Origin of the sequence: Pseudomonas sp. SDI (genome assembly GCF_003105155.1) — a bacterium.
GTDB lineage: Bacteria > Pseudomonadota > Gammaproteobacteria > Pseudomonadales > Pseudomonadaceae > Aquipseudomonas.
Genome location: NZ_QETK01000022.1, coordinates 34652 through 56237, shown reverse-complemented (window position 1 = coordinate 56237; position 21586 = coordinate 34652). Strand labels below are relative to the sequence as shown.

Genomic DNA, 21586 nt, shown 5'->3' with positions numbered 1-21586 from the left:
CCACGCCCGCACACGCGGGCCAACGAAGAACTTTGAACCATGGCCACTATCCACGTAGACGGCAAAGAGCTCGAAGTCAACGGCGCAGACAACCTGTTACAGGCCTGTCTGTCGCTCGGCCTCGACATCCCCTATTTCTGCTGGCACCCGGCGCTCGGTAGCGTTGGCGCCTGCCGCCAGTGCGCGGTCAAGCAGTACAACGACGAGAACGACACCCGTGGTCGTATCGTCATGTCCTGCATGACCCCGGCCACCGACGGTAGCTGGATCTCCATCGAAGACGAAGAAGCCAAGGTATTCCGTGCCAGCGTCGTCGAATGGCTGATGACCAACCACCCGCACGACTGCCCGGTGTGCGAGGAAGGCGGTCACTGCCACCTGCAAGACATGACGGTAATGACCGGCCACAACGAGCGCCGCTACCGTTTCACCAAGCGTACCCACCAGAACCAGGAACTCGGCCCGTTCATCGCTCATGAGATGAACCGCTGCATCGCCTGCTACCGCTGCGTGCGTTACTACAAGGACTACGCCGGCGGTACTGACCTGGGCGTGTTCGGCGCACACGACAACGTCTACTTCGGCCGTGTCGAAGACGGCGCCCTGGAGAGCGAGTTCTCCGGCAACCTCACCGAGGTCTGCCCGACCGGTGTGTTTACCGACAAGACCCACTCCGAGCGCTACAACCGTAAATGGGACATGCAGTTCGCCCCGAGCATCTGCCATGGCTGCTCCAGCGGTTGCAACATCAGCCCGGGTGAGCGTTACGGCGAACTGCGTCGGATCGAGAACCGCTTCAACGGTTCGGTCAACCAGTACTTCCTCTGCGACCGTGGCCGTTTCGGCTATGGCTACGTCAACCGTACCGACCGCCCACGCCAGCCACTGCTCGCCGACGGCCAGAAGCTCGGCCTCGACGCCGCGCTGGATAAAGCCGCCGACATGCTCCGCGGCCGCACCATCGTCGGCATCGGCTCGCCACGTGCCAGCCTGGAAAGCAACTACGGCCTGCGCGAGCTGGTCGGTGCCGAGTACTTCTACTCGGGCATGGAAGCCGGCGAGCTGAGCCGCGTACGCCTGGCCCTGCAGGTGCTCAACGACAGCCCGCTGCCGGTCCCGACCCTGCGCGAGATGGAAGACCACGATGCAGTCTTCGTCCTCGGCGAAGACCTGACCCAGACCGCTGCGCGTATTGCCCTGGCCCTGCGCCAGTCGGTCAAGGGCAAGGCCGAAGCCATGGCCGACGCCATGCGTGTACAGCCGTGGCTGGACGCTGCGGTGAAGAACATCGGCCAACACGCCATGTACCCGCTGTTCATCGCCAGCCTGGCCGAGACCAAGCTCGACGACGTGGCCGAAGAATGCGTGCACGCTGCCCCGGATGACTTGGCGCGTATCGGTTTCGCCGTCGCCCACGCCATCGACCCGAGCGCCCCGGCGGTCGAAGGCCTCGACGCCGACGCCCTGGCACTGGCCAAGCGCATCGCCGATGCCCTGGTAGCAGCCAACCGCCCACTGGTGGTAGCCGGTACTTCGCTGGGTTCCAACGCCCTCATCGAGGCCGCGGCGAACATCGCCAAGGCACTGAAGTTGCGTGAGAAAAACGGCTCGTTGAGCCTGGTCGTGCCGGAAGCCAACAGCCTCGGCCTGGCCATGCTCGGTGGCGAGTCCATCGATGCTGCCCTGGACGCCGTGATCGCCGGCAAGGCCGACGCCATCGTCGTGCTGGAAAACGACCTGTACAGCCGCGTTGCTGCCGCCAAGGTCGACGCGGCCCTGGCTGCCGCCAAGGTGGTGATCGTTGCCGACCACCAGAAGACCGCAACCACCGAGCGTGCCCACTTGGTACTGCCGGCTGCCTCGTTCGCCGAAGGCGACGGCACCCTGGTCAGCCAGGAAGGCCGTGCCCAACGCTTCTTCCAGGTGTTCGACCCCACCTACCTGGATGCCTCGATTCTGATTCACGAGGGCTGGCGCTGGATGCACGCCCTGCGTGCCACCCTGCTGAACAAGCCGGTCGACTGGACCCAGCTCGACCACGTCACCAGCGCTTGCGCCAGTGCCGCGCCGCAACTGGCCGGTATCGTCAACGCCGCACCGTCCGCCGCCTTCCGCATCAAGGGCATGAAGCTCGCCCGTGAGCCGCTGCGTTACTCGGGTCGGACCGCCATGCGCGCCAACATCAGCGTGCACGAGCCACGTACCCCGCAGGACAAGGACACCGCGTTTGCCTTCTCCATGGAAGGCTACTCGGGTTCGGCCGAACCGCGTCAGCAAGTGCCGTTCGCCTGGTCTCCGGGCTGGAACTCGCCACAGGCGTGGAACAAGTTCCAGGACGAGGTCGGTGGTCACCTGCGTGCAGGCGATCCGGGCACCCGCCTGATCGAATCGCAAGGCGACAAGCTGAACTGGTTCGCCAGCATTCCGGGCGCCTTCGCCCCGGCCCGTGGCACCTGGCAGGCCGTGCCGTTCTACCACCTGTTCGGCAGCGAAGAGAACTCCTCGCGCGCCGCACCGGTACAAGAGCGCATCCCCCAGGCCTACGTTGGCCTGGCCAAGTCCGAAGCGGACCGCCTGGGCGTCAACGACGGCGCGCTGCTGAGCCTGACCGTCGCTGGCCAGACCCTGCGTCTGCCGCTGCGCATCAATGAAGAACTGGGCGCCGGCCTGGTTGCCCTGCCCAAAGGCCTGGCTGGCATTCCGCCTGCCATCTTCGGTGCATCCGTCGAAGGCCTGCAGGAGGCAGCACAATGACCTGGTTCACCCCTGAAGTGATCGATGTGATCATCACTGTCGTCAAGGCCATCGTCGTGCTGCTCGCGGTGGTGGTCTGCGGCGCGCTGCTCAGCTTCGTCGAGCGGCGCCTGCTGGGCTGGTGGCAGGACCGCTACGGTCCGAACCGCGTCGGTCCGTTCGGCATGTTCCAGATTGCTGCCGACATGCTGAAGATGTTCTTCAAGGAAGACTGGAACCCACCCTTCGTCGACAAGGTGATCTTCACCCTGGCGCCGGTAGTGGCGATGAGCGCCTTGCTGATCGCCTTCTCGATCATCCCGATCACCCCGACCTGGGGCGTCGCCGACCTGAACATCGGCCTGCTGTTCTTCTTCGCCATGGCCGGTCTGTCGGTCTACGCCGTGCTCTTCGCCGGCTGGTCGTCGAACAACAAGTACGCCCTGCTCGGCAGCCTGCGGGCATCGGCACAAACCGTGTCGTACGAAGTGTTCATGGGCTTGGCACTGATGGGCGTGGTGGCTCAGGTGGGTTCGTTCAACATGCGCGACATCGTTGAATACCAGGCCCAGAACCTGTGGTTCATCATTCCGCAGTTCTTCGGCTTCTGCACCTTCTTCATCGCTGGCGTGGCCGTGACTCACCGTCACCCCTTCGACCAGCCGGAAGCAGAACAGGAACTGGCCGACGGTTACCACATTGAATATGCCGGTATGAAATGGGGCATGTTCTTCGTTGGTGAGTACATCGGCATCATCCTGATCTCGGCGCTGCTGGTAACCCTGTTCTTCGGTGGCTGGCACGGCCCGTTCGGCATCCTGCCGCAACTGTCGTTCCTCTGGTTCGCCCTGAAGACCGCGTTCTTCATCATGCTGTTCATCCTGCTGCGCGCCTCGATCCCGCGCCCGCGTTATGACCAGGTGATGGACTTCAGCTGGAAATTCTGCCTGCCGCTGACCCTGATCAATTTGCTGGTGACCGCTGCGATCGTGTTGTTGAACACGCCAGCTGTTGCGGCCCAGTGAGGATTTGACCCATGTTCAAATATATTGGCGACATCGTTAAAGGCACCGGCACTCAGCTGCGCAGCCTGGCAATGGTGTTCTCTCACGGTTTCCGTAAACGTGACACCCTGCAGTACCCGGAAGAGCCGGTGTACCTGCCGCCACGCTACCGCGGCCGCATCGTGCTGACCCGCGACCCGGATGGCGAAGAGCGCTGCGTAGCCTGCAACCTGTGTGCCGTGGCCTGCCCGGTCGGTTGCATCTCGCTGCAGAAGGCCGAGACCGAAGACGGCCGCTGGTACCCCGAGTTCTTCCGCATCAACTTCTCGCGCTGCATTTTCTGCGGCCTCTGCGAGGAAGCCTGCCCGACCACCGCGATCCAGCTCACCCCGGATTTCGAAATGGCCGAGTTCAAACGTCAGGACCTGGTGTACGAGAAAGAAGATCTGCTGATCTCCGGCCCCGGCAAGAACCCTGATTACAACTTCTACCGTGTTGCAGGTATGGCGGTTGCCGGCAAGCCGAAAGGCGCCGCGCAGAACGAAGCCGAGCCGATCAACGTGAAGAGCTTGCTCCCTTAAGGAAGAAAGATGGAATTCGCTTTCTATTTCGCATCCGGTGTCGCTGTGGTGTCCACCCTTCGGGTGATCACCAACACCAACCCCGTGCACGCCCTGCTCTACCTGATCATTTCGCTGATCTCGGTGGCGATGACCTTCTTCGCCCTCGGTGCACCGTTTGCCGGCGCACTCGAAGTGATCGCCTACGCTGGCGCCATCATGGTGCTGTTCGTCTTCGTGGTGATGATGCTCAACCTGGGCCCGGCTTCGGTCGCCCAGGAGCGCGGCTGGCTCAAGCCGGGCATCTGGCTCGGCCCGGTGGTTCTCGCCGCCCTGCTGCTGCTCGAGCTGCTCTACGTGCTCTTCGCTGAACCAAGCGGCGCCGGCATCGGCCACACCACGGTCGACGCCAAGGCTGTCGGTATCAGCCTGTACGGCCCTTACCTGCTGGTGGTGGAGCTGGCTTCGATGCTGCTGCTCGCCGCCGCGGTAACCGCCTTCCACATCGGCCGCAACGAGGCGAAGGAGTAATCACATGCCTGCTATTCCTCTGGAACATGGCCTGGCTGTCGCCGGCATTCTGTTCTGCCTCGGCCTGGTCGGCCTGATGGTGCGTCGCAACATTCTTTTCGTGTTGATGAGTCTGGAAATCATGATGAACGCCGCGGCTCTGGCGTTCATCGTCGCGGGCGCCCGCTGGGCGCAACCGGATGGGCAGATCATGTTCATCCTGGTCATCAGCCTGGCAGCCGCCGAAGCCAGTATCGGCCTGGCGATCCTGCTGCAGCTGTACCGCCGCTTCCACACCCTCGACATCGATGCAGCCAGTGAGATGCGCGGATGAACCTTCTCTTTCTGACTTTCGTATTCCCCCTGATCGGCTTCCTGCTGCTGTCGTTCTCCCGTGGACGGTTCTCGGAGAACCTCTCCGCGCTGATCGGCGTGGGTTCGATCGGCCTCTCGGCCATCGTTACCACCTACGTGATCTGGCAGTTCAACGTCGCTCCGCCAGAAGGCGGCGCGTACAGCCAACTGCTCTGGCAGTGGATGTCGGTGGATGGCTTCGCGCCGAACTTCACCCTGTACCTGGATGGCCTGTCGGTGACCATGCTCGGCGTGGTCGTCGGCGTCGGCTTCCTGATCCACCTGTTCGCGTCCTGGTACATGCGCGGTGAAGCCGGTTACTCGCGGTTCTTCGCCTACACCAACCTGTTCATTGCCAGCATGCTGTTCCTGATCCTGGGCGACAACCTGCTGTTCATCTACTTCGGTTGGGAAGGCGTGGGCCTGTGCTCGTACCTGTTGATCGGTTTCTACTACAGCAACCGCAACAACGGTAACGCTGCACTCAAAGCCTTCATCGTCACCCGTATCGGCGACGTGTTCATGGCCATCGGCCTGTTCATCCTGTTCCAGCAACTGGGCACCCTGAACGTTCAGGAACTGCTGGTCCTGGCACCACAGAAGTTCCAGGCGGGCGACACCTGGATGGTCCTGGCAACCCTGATGCTGCTGGGTGGCGCGGTCGGTAAATCGGCGCAGTTGCCGCTGCAGACCTGGCTGGCCGACGCAATGGCCGGCCCGACTCCGGTTTCGGCACTGATCCACGCCGCGACCATGGTGACCGCCGGTGTCTACCTGATTGCCCGTACCCACGGTCTGTTCGCCCTGGCTCCCGACGTGCTGCACCTGGTCGGCGTGGTCGGCGGTGTCACCCTGGTGCTGGCCGGCTTCGCCGCGCTGGTGCAAACCGACATCAAGCGGATCCTCGCCTACTCGACCATGAGCCAGATCGGCTACATGTTCCTCGCCCTGGGCGTCGGCGCCTGGGAAGGCGCGATCTTCCACCTGATGACCCACGCCTTCTTCAAGGCCTTGCTGTTCCTTGCCTCCGGTGCGGTGATCGTTGCCTGCCACCACGAGCAGAACATCTTCAAGATGGGCGGCCTGTGGAAGAAACTGCCGCTGGCCTATGCCAGCTTCATCGTCGGTGGTGCCGCCCTGGCAGCCCTGCCGCTGCTGACCGCCGGTTTCTACTCCAAGGACGAGATCCTCTGGGAAGCGTTCGCCAGCGGCAACAACGGTCTGCTGTACGCCGGCCTGGTCGGTGCGTTCATGACCTCGCTGTACACCTTCCGCCTGATCTTCATCGCCTTCCACGGCGAAGCCAAGACCGAAGCCCATGCGGGCCACGGGATTTCCCACTGGCTGCCACTGGGCGTGCTGATCGTGCTGTCGACCTTTATCGGCGCACTGATCCACCCGCCACTGGCCGGTGTTCTGCCACAGAGCGTCGGGCATGCCGGCGGCGAAGCCAAGCACAGCCTGGAAATCGCCTCGGGCGCCATCGCCATCGCCGGTATCCTGCTGGCTGCGGTACTGTTCCTGGGCAAACGTCGCCTGGTCACAGCCATCGCCAACAGCGGCATCGGCCGCGTCCTGTCGGCCTGGTGGTTCGCCGCCTGGGGCTTCGACTGGATCTACGACAAGCTGTTCGTCAAACCTTACCTGCTGATCAGCCACATCCTGCGCAAGGATCCGGTTGACCGCAGCATTGGCCTGATTCCGCGTATGGCGAAGGGCGGTCATGCCGCCATGAGCAAAACCGAAACCGGTCAGCTGCGCTGGTACACCGCCTCGATCGCCGTTGGTGCCGTGCTTGTGCTCGGTGCCGTCCTGATGGCTGCGGTCTGATATGAACCTTGCGACTTTGCGAAAGGAATTGAGCCCGTCATGATTTTGCCTTGGCTGATCCTGATCCCCTTCATCGGCGGCCTGCTGTGCTGGCTGGGTGAGCGCTTCGGCGCCACCCTGCCACGCTGGATTGCGCTGCTGACCATGTCCCTGCTGCTTGGTATCGGCCTCTGGCTGTGGGCCAACGGCGACTACACCCTAGCCCCTGCACCGGGTGCCGCGCCTGAGTGGGCGATGGAATTCAAGGTGCTGTGGATCGAGCGCTTCGGCATCAGCCTGCACCTGGCCCTCGACGGCCTGTCGCTGCTGATGATCCTGCTCACCGGCCTGCTCGGTGTGCTCTCGGTACTGTGCTCCTGGAAAGAGATCCAGCGTCACGTCGGCTTCTTCCACCTCAACCTGATGTGGATCCTGGGCGGCGTGGTCGGTGTGTTCCTGGCCCTGGACCTGTTCCTGTTCTTCTTCTTCTGGGAAATGATGCTGGTGCCGATGTATTTCCTCATCGCGCTCTGGGGTCACAGCTCCTCCGACGGCAAGAAGACCCGGATCTACGCCGCCACCAAGTTCTTCATCTTCACCCAGGCCAGCGGCCTGATCATGCTGGTGGCGATCCTTGGTCTGGTGCTGGTCAACTACAACAACACCGGGGTAATCACCTTCGATTACACCCAGTTGCTCAAGGCTGACCTGCCGTCCGGTACCGAATACCTGCTGATGCTCGGTTTCTTCATCGCCTTCGCGGTCAAGCTGCCGGTCGTACCGTTCCACTCCTGGCTGCCGGACGCGCATGCCCAGGCACCGACCGCCGGTTCCGTCGACCTCGCCGGTATCCTGCTGAAAACCGCTGCCTACGGCCTGCTGCGTTTCGCCCTGCCGCTGTTCCCGAACGCCTCGGCCGAGTTTGCGCCGATCGCCATGACCCTGGGTCTGATCGGGATCTTCTACGGTGCGTTCCTGGCATTCGCCCAGACCGACATCAAGCGCCTGATCGCCTTCTCCAGCGTGTCGCACATGGGCTTCGTGCTGATCGGTATCTATTCCGGCAGCCAGCAGGCCCTGCAAGGCGCGGTGATCCAGATGCTGGCGCACGGTCTGTCGGCAGCCGCACTGTTTATCCTCAGCGGCCAGCTGTACGAGCGCCTGCACACCCGTGACATGCGTCAGATGGGTGGCCTGTGGCACCGCATCGCTTACCTGCCAGCCATCAGCCTGTTCTTCGCGGCCGCATCGCTCGGCTTGCCAGGCACCGGCAACTTTGTCGGCGAGTTCCTGATCCTGATCGGCAGCTTCGTCAGCTCGCCATGGGTCACCGTGATCGCCACCAGCGGCCTGGTGTTCGGTTCGGTGTACTCGCTGATCATGATTCACCGTGCCTACTTCGGCCCGGCGAAGTCGGACGAAGTCCTGGCTGGCATGGATACCCGCGAAATGATCATGGTACTGGGCCTGGCTGGCCTGCTGATCCTGCTGGGCGTCTACCCGCAGCCGTTCCTCGACACTTCCGCTGCCACCATGAGCGGTGTGCAGCAGTGGCTCGGCTCCGCCTTCACTCAACTCGCTTCGGCCCGGTAAGAGCGCTATGGACCTGACGATTCAACACTTTATCGCGCTTGCGCCGCTGCTGATTACCAGCCTCACCATTGTCGTGGTGATGCTGGCAATCGCCTGGCGCCGCAATCATTCGCAAACCTTCCTGCTATCGACCGTGGGCCTGAACCTGGCCCTGCTGTCGATCATCCCGACCCTCAAGGTGGCCCCATTGGCGGTCACCCCACTGCTCATGGTCGACAACTTCGCCTGCCTGTACATGGCGCTGATCCTGGTTGCCACCCTGGCCTGCGTGACCCTCGCCCACGCCTACCTGGGCGACGGCGGCAAAGGCTACCCGGGTAACCGCGAGGAGCTTTACCTGCTGATCCTGATGGCCGCCCTCGGTGGTCTGGTGCTGGTCTGCGCGCAACACCTGGCGGGCCTGTTCATCGGCCTGGAGCTGCTCTCGGTGCCGGTGTACGGCCTGGTGGCCTATGCCTTCTTCAACAAGCGTTCGCTGGAAGCCGGCATCAAGTACATGGTGCTCTCGGCTGCCGGTTCGGCGTTCCTGCTGTTCGGTATGGCGCTGCTGTATGCCGACGCCGGCAGCCTGAGCTTCGACGGTATCGGCAAGGCCCTGGCCGCCACCAGCCTGCCAAGCCTGATTGCCCAGCTGGGCCTGGGCATGATGCTGGTCGGGTTGGCGTTCAAACTGTCGCTGGTGCCGTTCCACCTGTGGACCCCGGACGTCTACGAAGGTGCTCCGGCGCCAGTCGCCGCCTTCCTGGCCACCGCCAGCAAGGTGGCAGTGTTCGCCGTGGTGGTACGCCTGTTCATGCTCTCCCCTGCTGCCAGCAGTGGCGTGCTGACCACCGTGTTGTCGATCATCGCGGTTGCCTCGATCCTGGTCGGTAACCTGCTGGCGCTGACCCAGAGCAACCTCAAGCGTCTGCTCGGTTACTCTTCGATCGCCCACTTCGGCTACCTGCTGATCGCCCTGGTGGCGAGCAAGGGGCTGGCCGTCGAAGCCATCGGCGTGTACCTGGTCACCTACGTGATCACCAGCCTCGGCGCCTTCGGCGTGATCACCCTGATGTCGTCGCCGTACAACGGCCGCGACGCTGACGCCCTGTACGAATACCGTGGCCTGTTCTGGCGCCGTCCATACCTGACAGCGGTACTGACCGTGATGATGCTGTCGCTGGCCGGTATTCCGCTCACCGCCGGTTTCATCGGCAAGTTCTACATCATCGCCACCGGCGTCGAGTCGCAGCTGTGGTGGCTGGTCGGTGCCCTGGTACTGGGTAGCGCCATCGGCGTCTTCTACTACCTGCGCGTGATGGTCACCCTGTTCCTGATCGAGCCGAACCTGCGTCGTCACGATGCCCCGCTGAACTGGGAACAGCGCACCGGCGGCGTCATGCTGCTGGCCATCGCTATCCTGGCCTTCGTGCTGGGTGTCTACCCGCAGCCGCTGCTCGACCTGGTGCAGCATGCAGGCGTGCGACTGATCGGTTGATCGCCGGCGTAAAACCAGACACCCCGCTTCGGCGGGGTGTTTTTTTTGGGGCCCGAAAAAGCTGGCCTCACGTCGCCTGCAGTACCCCGCCCTCAAGCGCTGGGGACTTCTTACCCGCCTCGGGCTTCAGCGCCGCCCGGCGCAGATCGTTGTTGGCGCGCGGCAAAAACACATGCGGGTCGGGCATCCCGCTTGGCGACAGCTCATGGGTCATCTCGAATTCGGCGCGCACCGCCCAACCGCAGGCTTCAGTGGTGCATTGCAGGTAGGCTACGCGCAGGAAGATGTGGCGGCCTTCGCTGGTGCGAATACGCATACGGCTTTTGCAATGCGGGCAAACCAGTTTGTAAGTACTCACGCCCGTCCCCCACACCGCCCGCCCAACACAGCGATGCCGGCAGAACAAGTTGTTGATTCGGTAATCCGCTGTAAGCTTTTGGCAGAACAGCCGAAGGATTGTTTCCTTTTTCGTTTAGAATTTCTCATCATCGGGACTTTTTCCTTCCGGGTAGCATTCAATGTTACAGAGCTTATTTACTCAATTTGAGTATATTTTTACAAGACGCGTCACACAGTTCCCACAGGGATACTCAAAATGAGTGTAAATGGCCTTGCCGGCGTGCTTATACGGATGAAGCAAGTAACTGCCTCCAGCACCGACTCCGCACTCTCCAATGCGCTTGGTGTCAGCCCGCAAACCCTCAGTAGCTGGAAGATGCGCGACAGCGTCCCTTACTCGATTTGCGTAGACCTGGCAGCCAAGCATGGCCTGTCGCTCGACTGGCTGCTGCTCGGTGAAGGCCAGCCACTGCGCCAGTCGCCCCCCAGCGCCGACGCCGGCGAGTGGGAAGCGCAGCTGCTGGCGCAACTACGTCAGCTCGATCCGGCGGATCGCCACGCCATTGCCCTGGCCGTGCAAGACAAGCAGCGCCTGCGCGCACTGGAACAGCAGGTCGAAGACATGAACCAACACCTACAGCGCAACCGCTGAGTCAGGCACCTCCGCCGCGTATGCGTTGGAGGATGTCCTGCAGTTGCGCCTTACCGACCCAGAGCATCACCTTGATGCTGATCGGAATCACCAGCACTGCGGCGACGAAGGCGGCGACCCCAGGGTCGAAGAACGGCGCCAGTGCCATCACTTGTGGTGAAAACAGGTAGCCGACGCCCGCCGAGAGCAACAGCGAGCCCAGGCGTTGCCAGGTTTTCAGCCGGCGCCGGGTGGCCGCCACCAGCCAGGCGCCGAGCAACGCACCGAACACAGCCTCGCCGTTGACCTGAGGCAGCACCGAGGCCAGGCTGAGCCCAACAAGCACGCTGGAGGCCGCTGCACTGGTTGGCTCACTCATGGCTCACCTCCGCCGCCGAATCAAACCCGCGCTGCAGCAACTGACGCGTCTGCACCTGAACCGCACGCAGATAGGTGCAGGCCAGCCCCGGCTGCTTGTCGGTGGCGACTGGCAGGTCTTCCAGGTAGCGATAACCTTGTTCACGCAGCACCTTGCGCCAATGCGCGAGGTCTTGCGCAACGTGGTCCACGGCCACGCGGGTCGCCAGCTCAAGTCGGACATCACTGACGCTTGGACACAGGTCCAGGGCATGGCGCAGGGTAGTCAGGTCGATGCGGGGCCAGAACGGGTCGTGGCTGGCCAGCCAGCGCCTGCACGGGGGGCTTTGCATAGGTGCTTCCTTCTCGGTTGATGCCACGTTGTGTCCTTACTGAATGGTCAGCAGGCCATAGCGCAAGGCTTTGATGACCGCCGCAACCCGCGTGCACACCGAAAACTTTCGCAGGATGTTGCCGACGTGATAGTTAACGGTTGACGCCTCGCAGCCGAGGATTCGGCCGATCTCCCATGAGGTCTTGGCGTGCGCGCAGTAGTACAGGACCTCCTGTTCGCGTGGTGTAAGACGAACCGGCTGGCCCTGCCCATCGACGACGCTGGGGCGGTTTCGGGTCAAGGGCTGGGGTTTGGTTTGAGCATCGTTCATAGCGCTGTCACTCGAAGTGGAATGCGCAAACGATACGAATTGCCCCCGGTAGCCGACCAGCGACGTCAGTTGTACCTGGCGCAACTACAGAATCGGGCTACAGGTTTGACCGCCGATGTTTTGCGCTGCATCGGCGTCAACTGGCGTGCTTCGGCAGCCGTTTCGTGCGTCTGAGCTGTCATCTTCGCCAGTCGCAGCCGTTGGAGTTGTACGATGCGCCCCTCTTTGCCCTGCCCTTCCTCTCTTGGCCTGCTCGGCCTGTTTATCGCCAGCGCCTCGGCGCAGGCCGCTGCACCGCTGGAACTCGGCCAGGTACTGATCGATGCTCAGCAACAAAGCGCAGAACTGAACGAAGCGCGCGAACGCCTGCAGCAGGTGCACGGCGGCACCAACCTGATCGACATGCAGCGGGTTGGCCAGGGTCGCGTCGCCAGCAACCAGGACGTGCTGGCTTACCAACCGGGCGTGTTTGCGCAGTCGGCGGGCAACGACGGCATCAAGCTGTCGATTCGTGGCTCGGGCATCAACCGTGCGCCCGGCAGCCATGGCTCCGGGGTTTACACCCTGTTCGACGGGCTGCCGCTGAGCGGTCCCGGCGGCACGCCCTACGAACTGTTCGAACCGCTGTGGCTGAGCCGCGCCGAAGTGCTACGCGGCGCCAACGGCTTCGCCCAGGGCGCCCTCGCCCTGGGCGGCGCGATCAACTACGTGAGTCACACCGGCTATGACGCTGCGCCGCTGGAGCTGCGCCTTGAGGCCGGCAGCCGTGGGTACATGAAACGACATGTCAGTTCCGGGCAAGTGCTCGGCGACCTCGACTACTACGTGGCCCTCACCGACGCCGAATACGACGGCTACCAGCAACACAGCAGCGGCAGCGCCAAGGGCATCGCGGCCAACGTCGGCTACCGCTTCAACCCGAACCTGGAGACCCGCTTCTACCTGCGTTACCGGGAAACCGAAAACGACCTGGCCGGGCGCCTGACCCAGGCGCAGATCAAGCACGACCCGCGCGCCGCCAACCCGGTTTATCTGGCCCGCGACGCCAGTCGCCCGCAGCCGGGCAGCACCTGGCTGGGTAACAAGACCACCTTCTACCTCGACGACGACTCACGCCTGGAGGCCGGGCTGGTCTATCACGACTACCCGATGGACCTGCGCGAGGGCCCGAACCGGCTGAAAGTTGCCTACAGCGATGTCAGCGGCAGCCTGAACTACGTCCGCCGCGATACCCTGTTCGGCCACGAGAGCAAGACCACTGTCGGCTGGCGCTCGACCAAGCACCTGCCCAACGCTGGCGCTTCGGAATTCGTCCGGGTGCAAAACACCACCAGCGCCCCGGTCGGCACCCGCACCCGCGACTTCAGCTACCAGGGCTCCGACAGCGTGCTGCACATCGGCAACGAACTGGAACTGATCCCAAACCTGTGGCTGAGCAGCGGGCTGGCGATGATCTACACCCGCCGCGAAAGTGCCGTGAGCTACCCGCTCGATGGCGGCAAGGTCAGCCAGCACGACTGGGACTACGCGCCACGCTTGGGCCTGCGCTACGACATCAGCCCGCAGTTGCAGGTGTATGGCAACCTCAGCCGCTCGGTCGAACCGCCGCACCCGTGGGCGTTGATCTGGAGTTCGCCAGCCATCGGCGGGCGGCAGATTCAGCCCATCGAGCTGCAGAACCAGACCGCCACCACCCTGGAGCTCGGCGCCCGTGGTGATGCTGCCTGGGGCCACTGGGACCTGGCCTGGTACTACTCGGCCGTGCGTCATGAATTGCTGACCGTGGAAACCCAGGCAGCGAGCCTGACGACCGCCTCGATCGTCGGCGAAGCGAACGCCAGCCCCACCGTCCACCAGGGCATCGAAGCCGCCCTCGACAGCCCGCTCTGGCAGCGCGCCGGGGTCGGCCGGCTATCGCTGCGCCAGGCCTACACCTTCAGCGACTTCCACTACCGCGATGACCCGCAGTTCGGCGACAACCGCTTGCCCGGCATCCCGATGCACTACTACCAGGCCGAGTTGCGCTTCGATCACCCGAGCGGTTTCTATGCCGGGCTGAACACGCAGATGGCCTCCAAGGTGCAGGTCGACTACGCCAATTCCTACCCAACCGATCCCTATGCGCTGCTCGGCGCGAGCGTCGGCTACACCTCGCCCAAAGACGACTGGCAAACCTGGCTCGACCTGCGCAACCTGACCAACGAGCGCTACGCGGCCACGGTCACCCCGGGCTATAACGACAAGGGCGTGGATACTGCCCGCTCGACGCCGGGCGAAGGCTTTGGCGCCTATGTCGGCGTTGCCTACCGCTGGAAGTAGCCATCACGGCAACTGCACCTGCGGCTTGGTGGCAACGAAGATGCTCCAGCTGGACATGAACAAGGCGGCAATCAACGGCCCGATCACAAAGCCGTTGAGGCCAAACACAGCCAGGCCGCCGAGGGTCGAGATGAGGATCAGGTAATCGGGCATGCGCGTGTCCTTGCCGACCAGGATCGGCCGCAACACGTTGTCGACCATGCCGATCACCAGTACGCCGAAGGCCGTCAGCACCACCCCTTGCCAGATCATCCCGTTGAGCAGGAAATACGCCTCCACCGGCCCCCAAACGATCCCCGCCCCCACTGCCGGCAGTAGCGACAGAAAACCCATCAGCACCGCCCAGAACACCGCACCGTAGTACGGCAGCAGAATCCAGATGAAGGCAATGCTGACCAGGGCCAGTAACACCAGCAGGGCCTTGTGCTGCAAAACTGTTTCGTTCATGTCCGCTCTTTTGCGCTCTGAACGTTAGTGCGCGGCGCACAACGGAAAGTGCCCTTGCCGTAGATCAATAAAAGCCTTCGGCACTGGCGCTAGCATCCTCGCCTTTTGCCGCAGCCCGATCATGACCCTTCTCGCCCGACCCGAATTGCTGGCCCCTGCCGGCACCCTGAAGAACATGCGCTACGCCTTCGCCTACGGCGCCGATGCGGTTTACGCCGGCCAGCCGCGCTATAGCCTGCGGGTGCGCAACAACGAATTCGACCACGCCAACCTGGCCCTCGGCATCCGCGAGGCGCAGGCTCAGGGCAAGCGCTTCTACGTGGTGGTGAACATTGCCCCACACAACGCCAAGCTGAAGACCTTCCTCAAAGACCTCGCACCCGTGATCGAGATGGCGCCAGATGCGCTGATCATGTCCGATCCTGGATTGATCATGCTGGTTCGTGAGCACTTCCCGCAGATGCCGATTCACCTCTCGGTACAGGCCAACACGGTCAACTGGGCCAGTGTGCGGTTCTGGCAGCAGATGGGCCTGACACGGGTGATCCTGTCACGCGAGCTGTCGTTGGAGGAGATCGAGGAGATTCGCCAGCAGGTCCCGGCAATGGAGCTCGAAGTGTTTGTCCATGGTGCGCTGTGCATGGCCTATTCCGGGCGCTGCCTGTTGTCCGGCTACCTGAACCGGCGCGACGCCAATCAGGGCAGTTGCACCAACGCCTGCCGCTGGAAATACAGCGCCACCCCGGCCACCGAGAACGAAACCGGCGATATCGTCCGCCAGGTCGACCCGACCCTGGGCATCGGCGCACCGACCGAGCAGGTGTTCGTGTTGCAGGAAAGCAATCGGCCGGGCGAGGACATGCCGGCGTTCGAAGACGAGCATGGCACCTACATCATGAACGCCAAGGACCTGCGCGCGGTGCAGCATGTCGAGCGGCTGACACGGATGGGTGTGCATTCGCTGAAGATCGAGGGGCGGACCAAATCGCACTTCTACTGCGCGCGCACCACCCAGGCGTATCGTCAGGCAATCGATGACGCGGTCGAAGGGCGCGAGTTCGACCGGTCGCTGATGCTCAACCTGGAGTCACTGGCGCAGCGGGGTTATACCGAAGGCTTTTTGCGTCGGCATGTGCACGACGAGTACCAGAACTACCAACGCGGCAACTCGGTGTCCGATCGTCAGCAGTTCGTTGGCGAGCTGACCGGGGAGCGGGTTGGCGGGCTGGCCGAAGTGCAGGTGAAGAATCGCTTTGCGCTGGGCGATCACCTGGAATTGATGACGCCACGCGGCAACTACCACTTCGACCTGAACCAGTTGCGCGATCGCCAGGGCAACCCGATCGAAGTGGCACCGGGGGATGGGCACACCGTGTATCTGCCGATTCCGGAGCAGGTAGAGCTGAGCTTTGGCTTGTTGTTGCGAGACCTGAACCCGTAGCGGCTCTTGCCGGCCGCATCGCACTAGCCCACTCCCACACGGAACGGCATACACCGGACCACTGTGGGCGGCGGTGCGGCGATCCGACTCGTGCCGCGATAGGGTCATCAGCTCAAGGCTTGCCCTCAACCACCACCGGCTCCGCCTCACGAATCAGCAGCGACCGATACTGCGGATCCGCCTTGATCTGCGCTTCGGTAAACGGAATCCGCTGCCACTGCTTGGCCGAAAATGCCCGGGTCTGGTCGCTGGCATGCACTGCGCCCTTCTCGCTCGATTGCGAGAACGCCAGCAGCCCCAGGGCCTGTGGCCCCTGGTCGTCGAACGTGACTACCTGCAGATAGCTGGTACCGCTCACCACCACACGTTTGCCAGGCGCCACCTCGATACTCTGGATCGCGTTGTACACCCCCAGGTTGGCCGGCCCGCCATGAATCGGCGTGCCATCCACAGCCTGCTGGATCTGCCCCCAGCGGCTGTGCGCGTTCAGCCCGGCTGCCTGCACCTGCTTGAGCGACGCCAGCGCCGCCTCATGCAGGTGCGCGGCCACCTCGGCGCGCTCGACTGCCAGCCCGCGCGGGGTATGCTGCGGGTCGGCCGGATCGAACGCCAGCCGCCAGAAGCCGCCGTGCTTGTTCAACCCCTGGACAATGTTCTGGAAATGCACCAGGCCGATGCCGCTCTGCAGATTCGTCTTGCCATCCCAGGCCTTGAGACTGACACACAGCGCTGCCAGCCGGGCATCCCCGGCCACGCTGTCACACCAGTGCAGCAGGTCCGGCAGCAGCAGCTCGGCCAGGTACACCTGGTCGTCCATCACCATGTTCTGCAGATCGGCCGGGGTAATCTTGCCGGCGTTCTGCAACTGCGCCAGACGTTCCAGGGCAAACCGGCTACGTGGCCCCAGCGGCTGGCCGTCGCGGCTGATCAGCGGCGAAAAGCCGCGCAACGGCTGCGCCGGGTTGACCAGCCAGGCCGAATCGTTGGCGTGCTGGATAAAGTCGGTACGCGCCAGTGACGGTTGCAGCTGCGCCGGGAAGATCCCCGGCTGCGCCGCGCGCGGATCGACCTTCCAATTGCAGGCGCTGCGCGAACCATCGAGCACGATCAGCTCCTGCCCCGCCGCGGGATCACTGCACTGTGCAAGCAAGGCCTGATCGACGTAAGGCACCACCGACTGGTTCAGGTACAGCGTATTGCCCTTGGCATCCACCGCCAGCGTATTGACCCACGGGATGCCCTGCAGGTCCTGCACCGACTGCTGCAACGCTTTGAGGCTGTCGGCCTGATTCATGCGGTACCACTGCTGCAGCACCCGGGTGTTCTCCAGGTTGGCATCGCGTAGGCTGAAGGCGACCTGCGGGGTCCAGTCGAGCATGCCTGGCCAGACCACCACCGGGCCGAAACCGGAGCTGAACACATCGCGGCTCACCGGGCGCAACTGGCCGTCGTCACCTTTGACCGTGACCGTCAGTGTCTGCCGGCGCAACGGCAACGACTTGCCATCGAGCAGATAATGGGTCGGGTCCTTGGGGTCGAGCTGCAAACGGAACACCGTGAAGTGCTTGGAGGTGTCCACCGTGTGCGTCCAGGCCAAGTGCCGGTTGAAGCCGATATTGATCAACGGCAAGCCTGGCAGCGCCGCGCCCATCACATCGAGCTTGCCCGGCACGCTCAGTTGCATCTGGTAGAAGCGCATACCGCCGGCCCACGGGAAATGCGGGTTGGCCAGGAGCATGCCGCGGCCGTTGAACGAACGCTCGTGACCAATTGCCACGGCATTGCTGCCGCGTTCGAGGGCGAATCGCTCGCGGCGCGCCTGAGCCCCGGCGAAGTCACTGCGCTCCAGCGCCGCCGAGGCCTTGGGTGGCGCGGCCGCGACCAACGCCTCGGCAAATTGCCCGATCCCGCCCTCCACCAGCAGCCGGCGGGTCAATTTGACCAGATCAAGCGCCGTGATCGGCCGTAGCCATTCGCCTTGCAGGCACCCGGCGGGCAAGCCCTGCGCACGGCGCTCGAGCAGCGCCCGGTTGTAGCCCAGGGCATAACCTTCGAGCAGCGAGCGAATCGGCTGCGGCTGCGCCTGCCAGAAACCGAACACCGCGGTCGGCGTATTCAGCCAGTTGAAAAACAGATCGCTGGTGAGGTTTTCGCGTTGCTCCAGGGTTTTCCCCAGCGGGCCGAAGAACCGCGAACGCTCGCCGCTCACCGTCAGCACTTCGTTGCCGAGCAGGCACAGGTTGTCCTGCGCATAGGCATAGCCGATGCCGTAGCCCAGGCCACGTTCGTCCTTGGCCAGGATATGCGGCACGCCGAAGCTGCTGCGACGGATCTCGGCGCTGACCTCCCCGGGCCCCACGCGGGCCTGGGCAGAAAGGCTGAGGCCGACCAGGGCGGCGACCAGACACAGGGTGGAAAGCGGGCGGTGGGTGATCACACGGACTCCGGCAGGGTCAGGATGGGAATTCAGTCTGAGTGAAACGAATTTCAGGTGGAAAATTTACGTGATTTGCCCGAGTTGTTCGTCTTGAGAAAGAGAGGGGCAATATTTTTCTTCAGAGGCTGCAGATTTGCCCTGCTCATACGTCTTATTAGGTGTGAGCGGCAATCGCAAATTGGACAGGCTCTGAAAAGGGAGTTTTCGCATGTACAACCAGCAACAGCCGGTTACCCCGGCACGCTTCAGACGCAAGGCCAACGCCCCGTTGCAGGGTCAGGCCGAGGTACCGGACAGCGAGGAACGCGCCGGTAACGAACACATCCGCGAGCTACTCAAGGCGTTCGGTCTGCGCACCAGCCTGATTCGTCTCAAAGTCATCGATGCGCTGCACATGGCCGACCGGCATGGTCGCAGCATCGGCGTGCGCGGGGTCCACAGCCAGCTCGAACAGCTGGATATTCCGCTGTCGTTCCTCAGTGTGCGCGAGGTGCTCAAGCGCCTGTGTGCCGAAGGCGTAATCAGCCTGGGCAGCGACAAATGCTACAGCCTCAACCCCGAGGCCCGGGCCGTGCTCGACGGCAGCGCCCGCTGAACCTGCGGCCGGCGCTGGCCGGCCGCAGCGCCTACTGCTTAGAACTTGACCTTGCGGCGCATGATCCCGTTGACGATCACCACCACCACGGCAATCCCGATGGCGACGTACTGAAACACCTGCTCGCTGATGATGCCCTGCTTCTGCAGGTACGACAGGCCCAGCATGGCCCCCAGTACGACCAGGGAAATCAGGATCGAGTATTTCAGGCGTTGGCCTTGAGTCATGGAAAAATCCTTGCGGCATTGACAATTGAACGGCCACCGATCGGCCGGCGGCCATGATACAGGCTGCGGGAGGATGTTTTCCCGGTTTTTTCCGTCTGTGGCCCTTGCAACCATGAGGCCCCGGGCCGTTGCCCAGCCAACTGCGAGATGCCCCATGAAACATGCCCTTCCGGGCTGCCTGGTGCTGCTGATCAGCCTAGACAGCCACGCCTTGAGCACCGCGCAACTCCCCCCAGAGACCCTGCACAGCCTCGGCCAGACCCTGGCGCAAACGGCCGGCAGCAGCCAGTGGCAACAGCTCTGGCAACGCAGCCGCGCCGCCGGCTATCTCGACCCGCGCAGCGAACTGCACTTTACCCTCGCCCAGGCACAACTGCCGGCCCTGGCCAAAGCCACCCTCGCCAGCGCCCAACAGGTTAGCGCCGAAGGCGTGAGCCTGGCGCGCTATCGCCGCGACTTCCACCCAACCGAGATCGGCCTGCACGGCCAGACCCGCCTCAGCGCCCTGTGCCTGTGGGTCGACTGGCGAACCGTACCGACGCCGCTCCCGATCGATACCCGCCCGCACCTGCGTCAGGTCAGCCTGCTGCGGGCGCAGCCCTGCTGACACGCAGGTTTGCCTACCCATGACAGGTTCGCCGGGCAAGCCATCACGCCGCACAAGGGGTTGACCTACTCAGCAGGGAAAGGCCGTACATGCTGCCTCACAGAATCCTACCGAAACTGAGTGCAATGACTACTGACTCAGACCCGCTTGCACCCTAGAAATCATGCCGGCCGGTCGCCGAGAATCGATGTCAGGCCACGCACCGGTCAGGCCGTCGGGCGACGGTTTCGACCCATCGTCTGGCAGCAATGCCTGCGCCGCGCACGGCTCGAACCAGTGATCCTCTTTGCTCTTACTTGTTACAAGGACGTCATCATGGAACTCTGCGACCTGAACCGAATCGACATCGAGCAACTCCCCCAGTCGCTGCAAATGCTCATCGACTGTATCGGCCTGGAACACGCCTATCGCCTCACCAGCATCTACGGCGGCCGCCCCAAGTACATTCCGAAACACCGCGAGCGTACCAGCCTTGCCGAGATCCTCCCGCCCCAAGCCCTGGATGCCCTGATCAAGCGCTACGCCGGCATGGCCCTGGAAATCCCCAAGTCCGACCACTTTACCCGCCAGTTGCGTAACCAGCAGATCCAGCAGGAAAGCTCCAACGGTCAGTCACGCAGCGTGCTCGCCGACAAATACGGCCTGAGCCTGCGCCAGATCGGCAACATCCGCCGCCAGGAAGCGCTGACGCGCTGAACCTGCTCCACGGGGCCCGGCCGGGCCCCGTCTGCCATCTGCGCATGAAGCGCAATCTACCTAGAGAAGGAACCCGCATATGTCAGAAATAGACAAGGAGCTGATCGGCTCGGTGATGAACGCCCTGCCACTGGACCGCATGATCTCCGGGCCGTTGCAGGCCATGATCCAGGCCCAGGTCAGCGCCAGCAAATCCTACGCCGACTTCCTCATGGGGGTGTGCATCCAGAACGGCAAGGCCGTCGCCATTCAGTTCGACTATGACGAGACCCTTACCGACGAACAGGGCGTATACAAGGGCACCGTCTCGAAAAAGATGCAGATACCGCTGCTGGCGGCAATCACCCACCCGAACATTGCCATCGAAGAAGGCAACATCGAGTTTGAACTGACCGTCAGTCAACAGGCCGAAAGCAGCAGCTCCAGCGAGAAGTCGACGGAATTCGGTGCCACGCTGGGTTGGGGGCCGTTCAAGGTCGAAGTACGTGGCCAGGTCGCCAGTAAATCGGCACAAACCCGCAAGACCGACACCCGCGCGCGCTATGCCTTCAATACCAAAGTGCGCCGCCAGGACCCACCGGAAGCGTTGATGCGGGTGATCGACTTCCTCACCGAGGCCGCCACCAAACCGGTGGTCATGGTTGATGCCCAAGCGCAGAACCTCGAAGGCCTGCCTACCGACAATACGCTACCGATGCCGGACGCCGAACTACAACCCGAGGTCTGAGGCATGCCGCGCTGACGTCAGCGATGGCCCTGCCCACCCGGACAGGGTCATGTTCACC

The 21586-nt window shown here is 63.2% G+C and carries 22 protein-coding genes; 15 read left to right on the top strand and 7 right to left on the bottom strand.

Annotated features, from left to right (window positions below; translation table 11 throughout):
* The first annotated feature begins 39 nt into the window (after window positions 1–39).
* Genes nuoG through nuoN form a run of 8 tightly spaced genes read left to right on the top strand, consistent with a single transcriptional unit; the run spans window position 40 to window position 10040 of the window.
* Window positions 40–2754 carry an NADH-quinone oxidoreductase subunit NuoG gene (nuoG, locus tag DCO48_RS15600; RefSeq protein WP_116551510.1) on the top strand — a complete coding sequence of 905 codons (2715 nt, stop codon included), beginning with the start codon at window positions 40–42 and terminating at the stop codon, window positions 2752–2754.
* Window positions 2751–3758 carry an NADH-quinone oxidoreductase subunit NuoH gene (gene nuoH / locus DCO48_RS15595; RefSeq protein ID WP_116551509.1) on the top strand — a complete coding sequence of 336 codons (1008 nt, stop codon included), beginning with the start codon at window positions 2751–2753 and terminating at the stop codon, window positions 3756–3758. Before nuoG ends, nuoH begins: the two co-directional genes overlap by 4 nt.
* Before the next feature lie 11 nt (window positions 3759–3769).
* Window positions 3770–4318: an NADH-quinone oxidoreductase subunit NuoI gene (gene nuoI / locus DCO48_RS15590; protein WP_116551508.1), complete on the top strand. Its 549-nt coding sequence runs from the start codon at window positions 3770–3772 to the stop codon at window positions 4316–4318.
* A gap of 9 nt (window positions 4319–4327) precedes the next feature.
* The gene (nuoJ, locus tag DCO48_RS15585; RefSeq protein ID WP_116551507.1) at window positions 4328–4828 is read left to right on the top strand and encodes an NADH-quinone oxidoreductase subunit J; all 501 of its coding nucleotides are present in this window, start codon (window positions 4328–4330) and stop codon (window positions 4826–4828) included.
* A 4-nt stretch (window positions 4829–4832) separates the two neighbouring features.
* Complete coding sequence (nuoK, locus tag DCO48_RS15580) at window positions 4833–5141, top strand: NADH-quinone oxidoreductase subunit NuoK (RefSeq protein ID WP_038612823.1); 309 nt, start codon at window positions 4833–4835, stop codon at window positions 5139–5141.
* Window positions 5138–6991 carry an NADH-quinone oxidoreductase subunit L gene (gene nuoL, locus DCO48_RS15575; RefSeq protein ID WP_116551506.1) on the top strand — a complete coding sequence of 618 codons (1854 nt, stop codon included), beginning with the start codon at window positions 5138–5140 and terminating at the stop codon, window positions 6989–6991. Before nuoK ends, nuoL begins: the two co-directional genes overlap by 4 nt.
* Window positions 6992–7030: 39 nt before the next feature.
* Entirely contained in the window at window positions 7031–8563 is a 1533-nt protein-coding gene (gene nuoM, locus DCO48_RS15570) for an NADH-quinone oxidoreductase subunit M (RefSeq protein WP_116551505.1), read from the top strand.
* Between the two features lie 7 nt (window positions 8564–8570).
* Complete coding sequence (nuoN, locus tag DCO48_RS15565; RefSeq protein WP_116551504.1) at window positions 8571–10040, top strand: NADH-quinone oxidoreductase subunit NuoN; 1470 nt, start codon at window positions 8571–8573, stop codon at window positions 10038–10040.
* 67 nt (window positions 10041–10107) lie between these two features.
* Here the strand turns inward: nuoN and DCO48_RS15560 are convergent, their stop codons facing one another.
* A complete protein-coding gene (locus tag DCO48_RS15560; RefSeq protein WP_116551503.1) occupies window positions 10108–10398 on the bottom strand; it encodes an ogr/Delta-like zinc finger family protein in 291 nt (96 codons plus the stop codon).
* Window positions 10399–10635: 237 nt separating this feature from the next.
* Here DCO48_RS15560 and DCO48_RS15555 point away from each other — a divergent pair, with 237 nt between their 5' ends.
* Window positions 10636–11031 (top strand): helix-turn-helix domain-containing protein, encoded by a 396-nt coding sequence (locus tag DCO48_RS15555; RefSeq protein WP_116551502.1) that lies wholly within the window; start codon window positions 10636–10638, stop codon window positions 11029–11031.
* 1 nt (window position 11032) lies between these two features.
* Here DCO48_RS15555 and DCO48_RS15550 read toward each other — a convergent pair whose 3' ends face one another.
* From DCO48_RS15550 to DCO48_RS15540, 3 genes are read right to left on the bottom strand one after another with little or no spacing between them, the layout of a single operon-like run.
* On the bottom strand, window positions 11033–11389 hold the full coding sequence (locus DCO48_RS15550) for a putative holin (protein WP_116551501.1): 357 nt from the start codon (window positions 11387–11389) through the stop codon (window positions 11033–11035).
* The gene (locus tag DCO48_RS15545) at window positions 11382–11720 is read right to left on the bottom strand and encodes a head completion/stabilization protein (RefSeq protein ID WP_116551500.1); all 339 of its coding nucleotides are present in this window, start codon (window positions 11718–11720) and stop codon (window positions 11382–11384) included. Before DCO48_RS15545 ends, DCO48_RS15550 begins: the two co-directional genes overlap by 8 nt.
* Window positions 11721–11756: 36 nt before the next feature.
* Window positions 11757–12032 carry a LuxR family transcriptional regulator gene (locus tag DCO48_RS15540; RefSeq protein ID WP_116551499.1) on the bottom strand — a complete coding sequence of 92 codons (276 nt, stop codon included), beginning with the start codon at window positions 12030–12032 and terminating at the stop codon, window positions 11757–11759.
* Between the two features lie 213 nt (window positions 12033–12245).
* On the opposite strand from DCO48_RS15540, the gene DCO48_RS15535 reads away from it, so the two are divergent.
* Entirely contained in the window at window positions 12246–14351 is a 2106-nt protein-coding gene (locus DCO48_RS15535; RefSeq protein WP_116551498.1) for a TonB-dependent receptor domain-containing protein, read from the top strand.
* Window positions 14352–14354: 3 nt separating this feature from the next.
* Here DCO48_RS15535 and DCO48_RS15530 read toward each other — a convergent pair whose 3' ends face one another.
* A complete protein-coding gene (locus DCO48_RS15530; RefSeq protein ID WP_371919515.1) occupies window positions 14355–14783 on the bottom strand; it encodes an AI-2E family transporter in 429 nt (142 codons plus the stop codon).
* Window positions 14784–14919: 136 nt separating this feature from the next.
* Here DCO48_RS15530 and yegQ point away from each other — a divergent pair, with 136 nt between their 5' ends.
* Entirely contained in the window at window positions 14920–16239 is a 1320-nt protein-coding gene (gene yegQ / locus DCO48_RS15525) for a tRNA 5-hydroxyuridine modification protein YegQ (protein ID WP_116551497.1), read from the top strand.
* 112 nt (window positions 16240–16351) lie between these two features.
* Here the strand turns inward: yegQ and DCO48_RS15520 are convergent, their stop codons facing one another.
* The gene (locus tag DCO48_RS15520; protein ID WP_256584081.1) at window positions 16352–18676 is read right to left on the bottom strand and encodes an acylase; all 2325 of its coding nucleotides are present in this window, start codon (window positions 18674–18676) and stop codon (window positions 16352–16354) included.
* Window positions 18677–18884: 208 nt separating this feature from the next.
* Between DCO48_RS15520 and DCO48_RS15515 the strand changes: the two genes are divergently transcribed.
* Window positions 18885–19271, top strand: coding sequence for a fe2+ zn2+ uptake regulation protein (locus tag DCO48_RS15515; RefSeq protein WP_116551496.1), 387 nt, complete (start codon window positions 18885–18887; stop codon window positions 19269–19271).
* 38 nt (window positions 19272–19309) lie between these two features.
* Here the strand turns inward: DCO48_RS15515 and DCO48_RS15510 are convergent, their stop codons facing one another.
* Entirely contained in the window at window positions 19310–19498 is a 189-nt protein-coding gene (locus tag DCO48_RS15510) for a hypothetical protein (RefSeq protein ID WP_116551495.1), read from the bottom strand.
* Window positions 19499–19652: 154 nt separating this feature from the next.
* On the opposite strand from DCO48_RS15510, the gene DCO48_RS15505 reads away from it, so the two are divergent.
* The 3 genes from DCO48_RS15505 to DCO48_RS15495 all read left to right on the top strand — a co-directional run bounded on the left by DCO48_RS15505 (window position 19653) and on the right by DCO48_RS15495 (window position 21528).
* Window positions 19653–20105: a hypothetical protein gene (locus DCO48_RS15505; protein ID WP_116551494.1), complete on the top strand. Its 453-nt coding sequence runs from the start codon at window positions 19653–19655 to the stop codon at window positions 20103–20105.
* A 315-nt stretch (window positions 20106–20420) separates the two neighbouring features.
* A complete protein-coding gene (locus DCO48_RS15500) occupies window positions 20421–20801 on the top strand; it encodes a Mor transcription activator family protein (protein WP_116551493.1) in 381 nt (126 codons plus the stop codon).
* Between the two features lie 79 nt (window positions 20802–20880).
* Window positions 20881–21528 (top strand): DUF2589 domain-containing protein, encoded by a 648-nt coding sequence (locus DCO48_RS15495; protein ID WP_116551492.1) that lies wholly within the window; start codon window positions 20881–20883, stop codon window positions 21526–21528.
* Window positions 21529–21586: the final 58 nt, after the last annotated feature.

Excerpts from the sequence above, each read along its gene's own strand:
- DCO48_RS15555 (WP_116551502.1), top strand. The coding sequence starts at position 10,636 with ATGAGTGTAAATGGCCTTGCCGGCGTGCTTATACGGATGAAGCAAGTA.
- nuoK (WP_038612823.1), top strand. The coding sequence starts at position 4,833 with ATGCCTGCTATTCCTCTGGAACATGGCCTGGCTGTCGCCGGCATTCTG.
- yegQ (WP_116551497.1), top strand. The coding sequence starts at position 14,920 with ATGACCCTTCTCGCCCGACCCGAATTGCTGGCCCCTGCCGGCACCCTG.
- nuoI (WP_116551508.1), top strand. The coding sequence starts at position 3,770 with ATGTTCAAATATATTGGCGACATCGTTAAAGGCACCGGCACTCAGCTG.
- nuoM (WP_116551505.1), top strand. The coding sequence starts at position 7,031 with ATGATTTTGCCTTGGCTGATCCTGATCCCCTTCATCGGCGGCCTGCTG.
- DCO48_RS15550 (WP_116551501.1), bottom strand. The coding sequence starts at position 11,389 with ATGAGTGAGCCAACCAGTGCAGCGGCCTCCAGCGTGCTTGTTGGGCTC.
- DCO48_RS15535 (WP_116551498.1), top strand. The coding sequence starts at position 12,246 with ATGCGCCCCTCTTTGCCCTGCCCTTCCTCTCTTGGCCTGCTCGGCCTG.
- DCO48_RS15495 (WP_116551492.1), top strand. The coding sequence starts at position 20,881 with ATGTCAGAAATAGACAAGGAGCTGATCGGCTCGGTGATGAACGCCCTG.
- nuoG (WP_116551510.1), top strand. The coding sequence starts at position 40 with ATGGCCACTATCCACGTAGACGGCAAAGAGCTCGAAGTCAACGGCGCA.
- DCO48_RS15510 (WP_116551495.1), bottom strand. The coding sequence starts at position 19,498 with ATGACTCAAGGCCAACGCCTGAAATACTCGATCCTGATTTCCCTGGTC.
- nuoL (WP_116551506.1), top strand. The coding sequence starts at position 5,138 with ATGAACCTTCTCTTTCTGACTTTCGTATTCCCCCTGATCGGCTTCCTG.
- nuoJ (WP_116551507.1), top strand. The coding sequence starts at position 4,328 with ATGGAATTCGCTTTCTATTTCGCATCCGGTGTCGCTGTGGTGTCCACC.
- nuoH (WP_116551509.1), top strand. The coding sequence starts at position 2,751 with ATGACCTGGTTCACCCCTGAAGTGATCGATGTGATCATCACTGTCGTC.
- DCO48_RS15505 (WP_116551494.1), top strand. The coding sequence starts at position 19,653 with ATGAAACATGCCCTTCCGGGCTGCCTGGTGCTGCTGATCAGCCTAGAC.
- DCO48_RS15545 (WP_116551500.1), bottom strand. The coding sequence starts at position 11,720 with ATGCAAAGCCCCCCGTGCAGGCGCTGGCTGGCCAGCCACGACCCGTTC.
- nuoN (WP_116551504.1), top strand. The coding sequence starts at position 8,571 with ATGGACCTGACGATTCAACACTTTATCGCGCTTGCGCCGCTGCTGATT.
- DCO48_RS15540 (WP_116551499.1), bottom strand. The coding sequence starts at position 12,032 with ATGAACGATGCTCAAACCAAACCCCAGCCCTTGACCCGAAACCGCCCC.
- DCO48_RS15500 (WP_116551493.1), top strand. The coding sequence starts at position 20,421 with ATGGAACTCTGCGACCTGAACCGAATCGACATCGAGCAACTCCCCCAG.
- DCO48_RS15515 (WP_116551496.1), top strand. The coding sequence starts at position 18,885 with ATGTACAACCAGCAACAGCCGGTTACCCCGGCACGCTTCAGACGCAAG.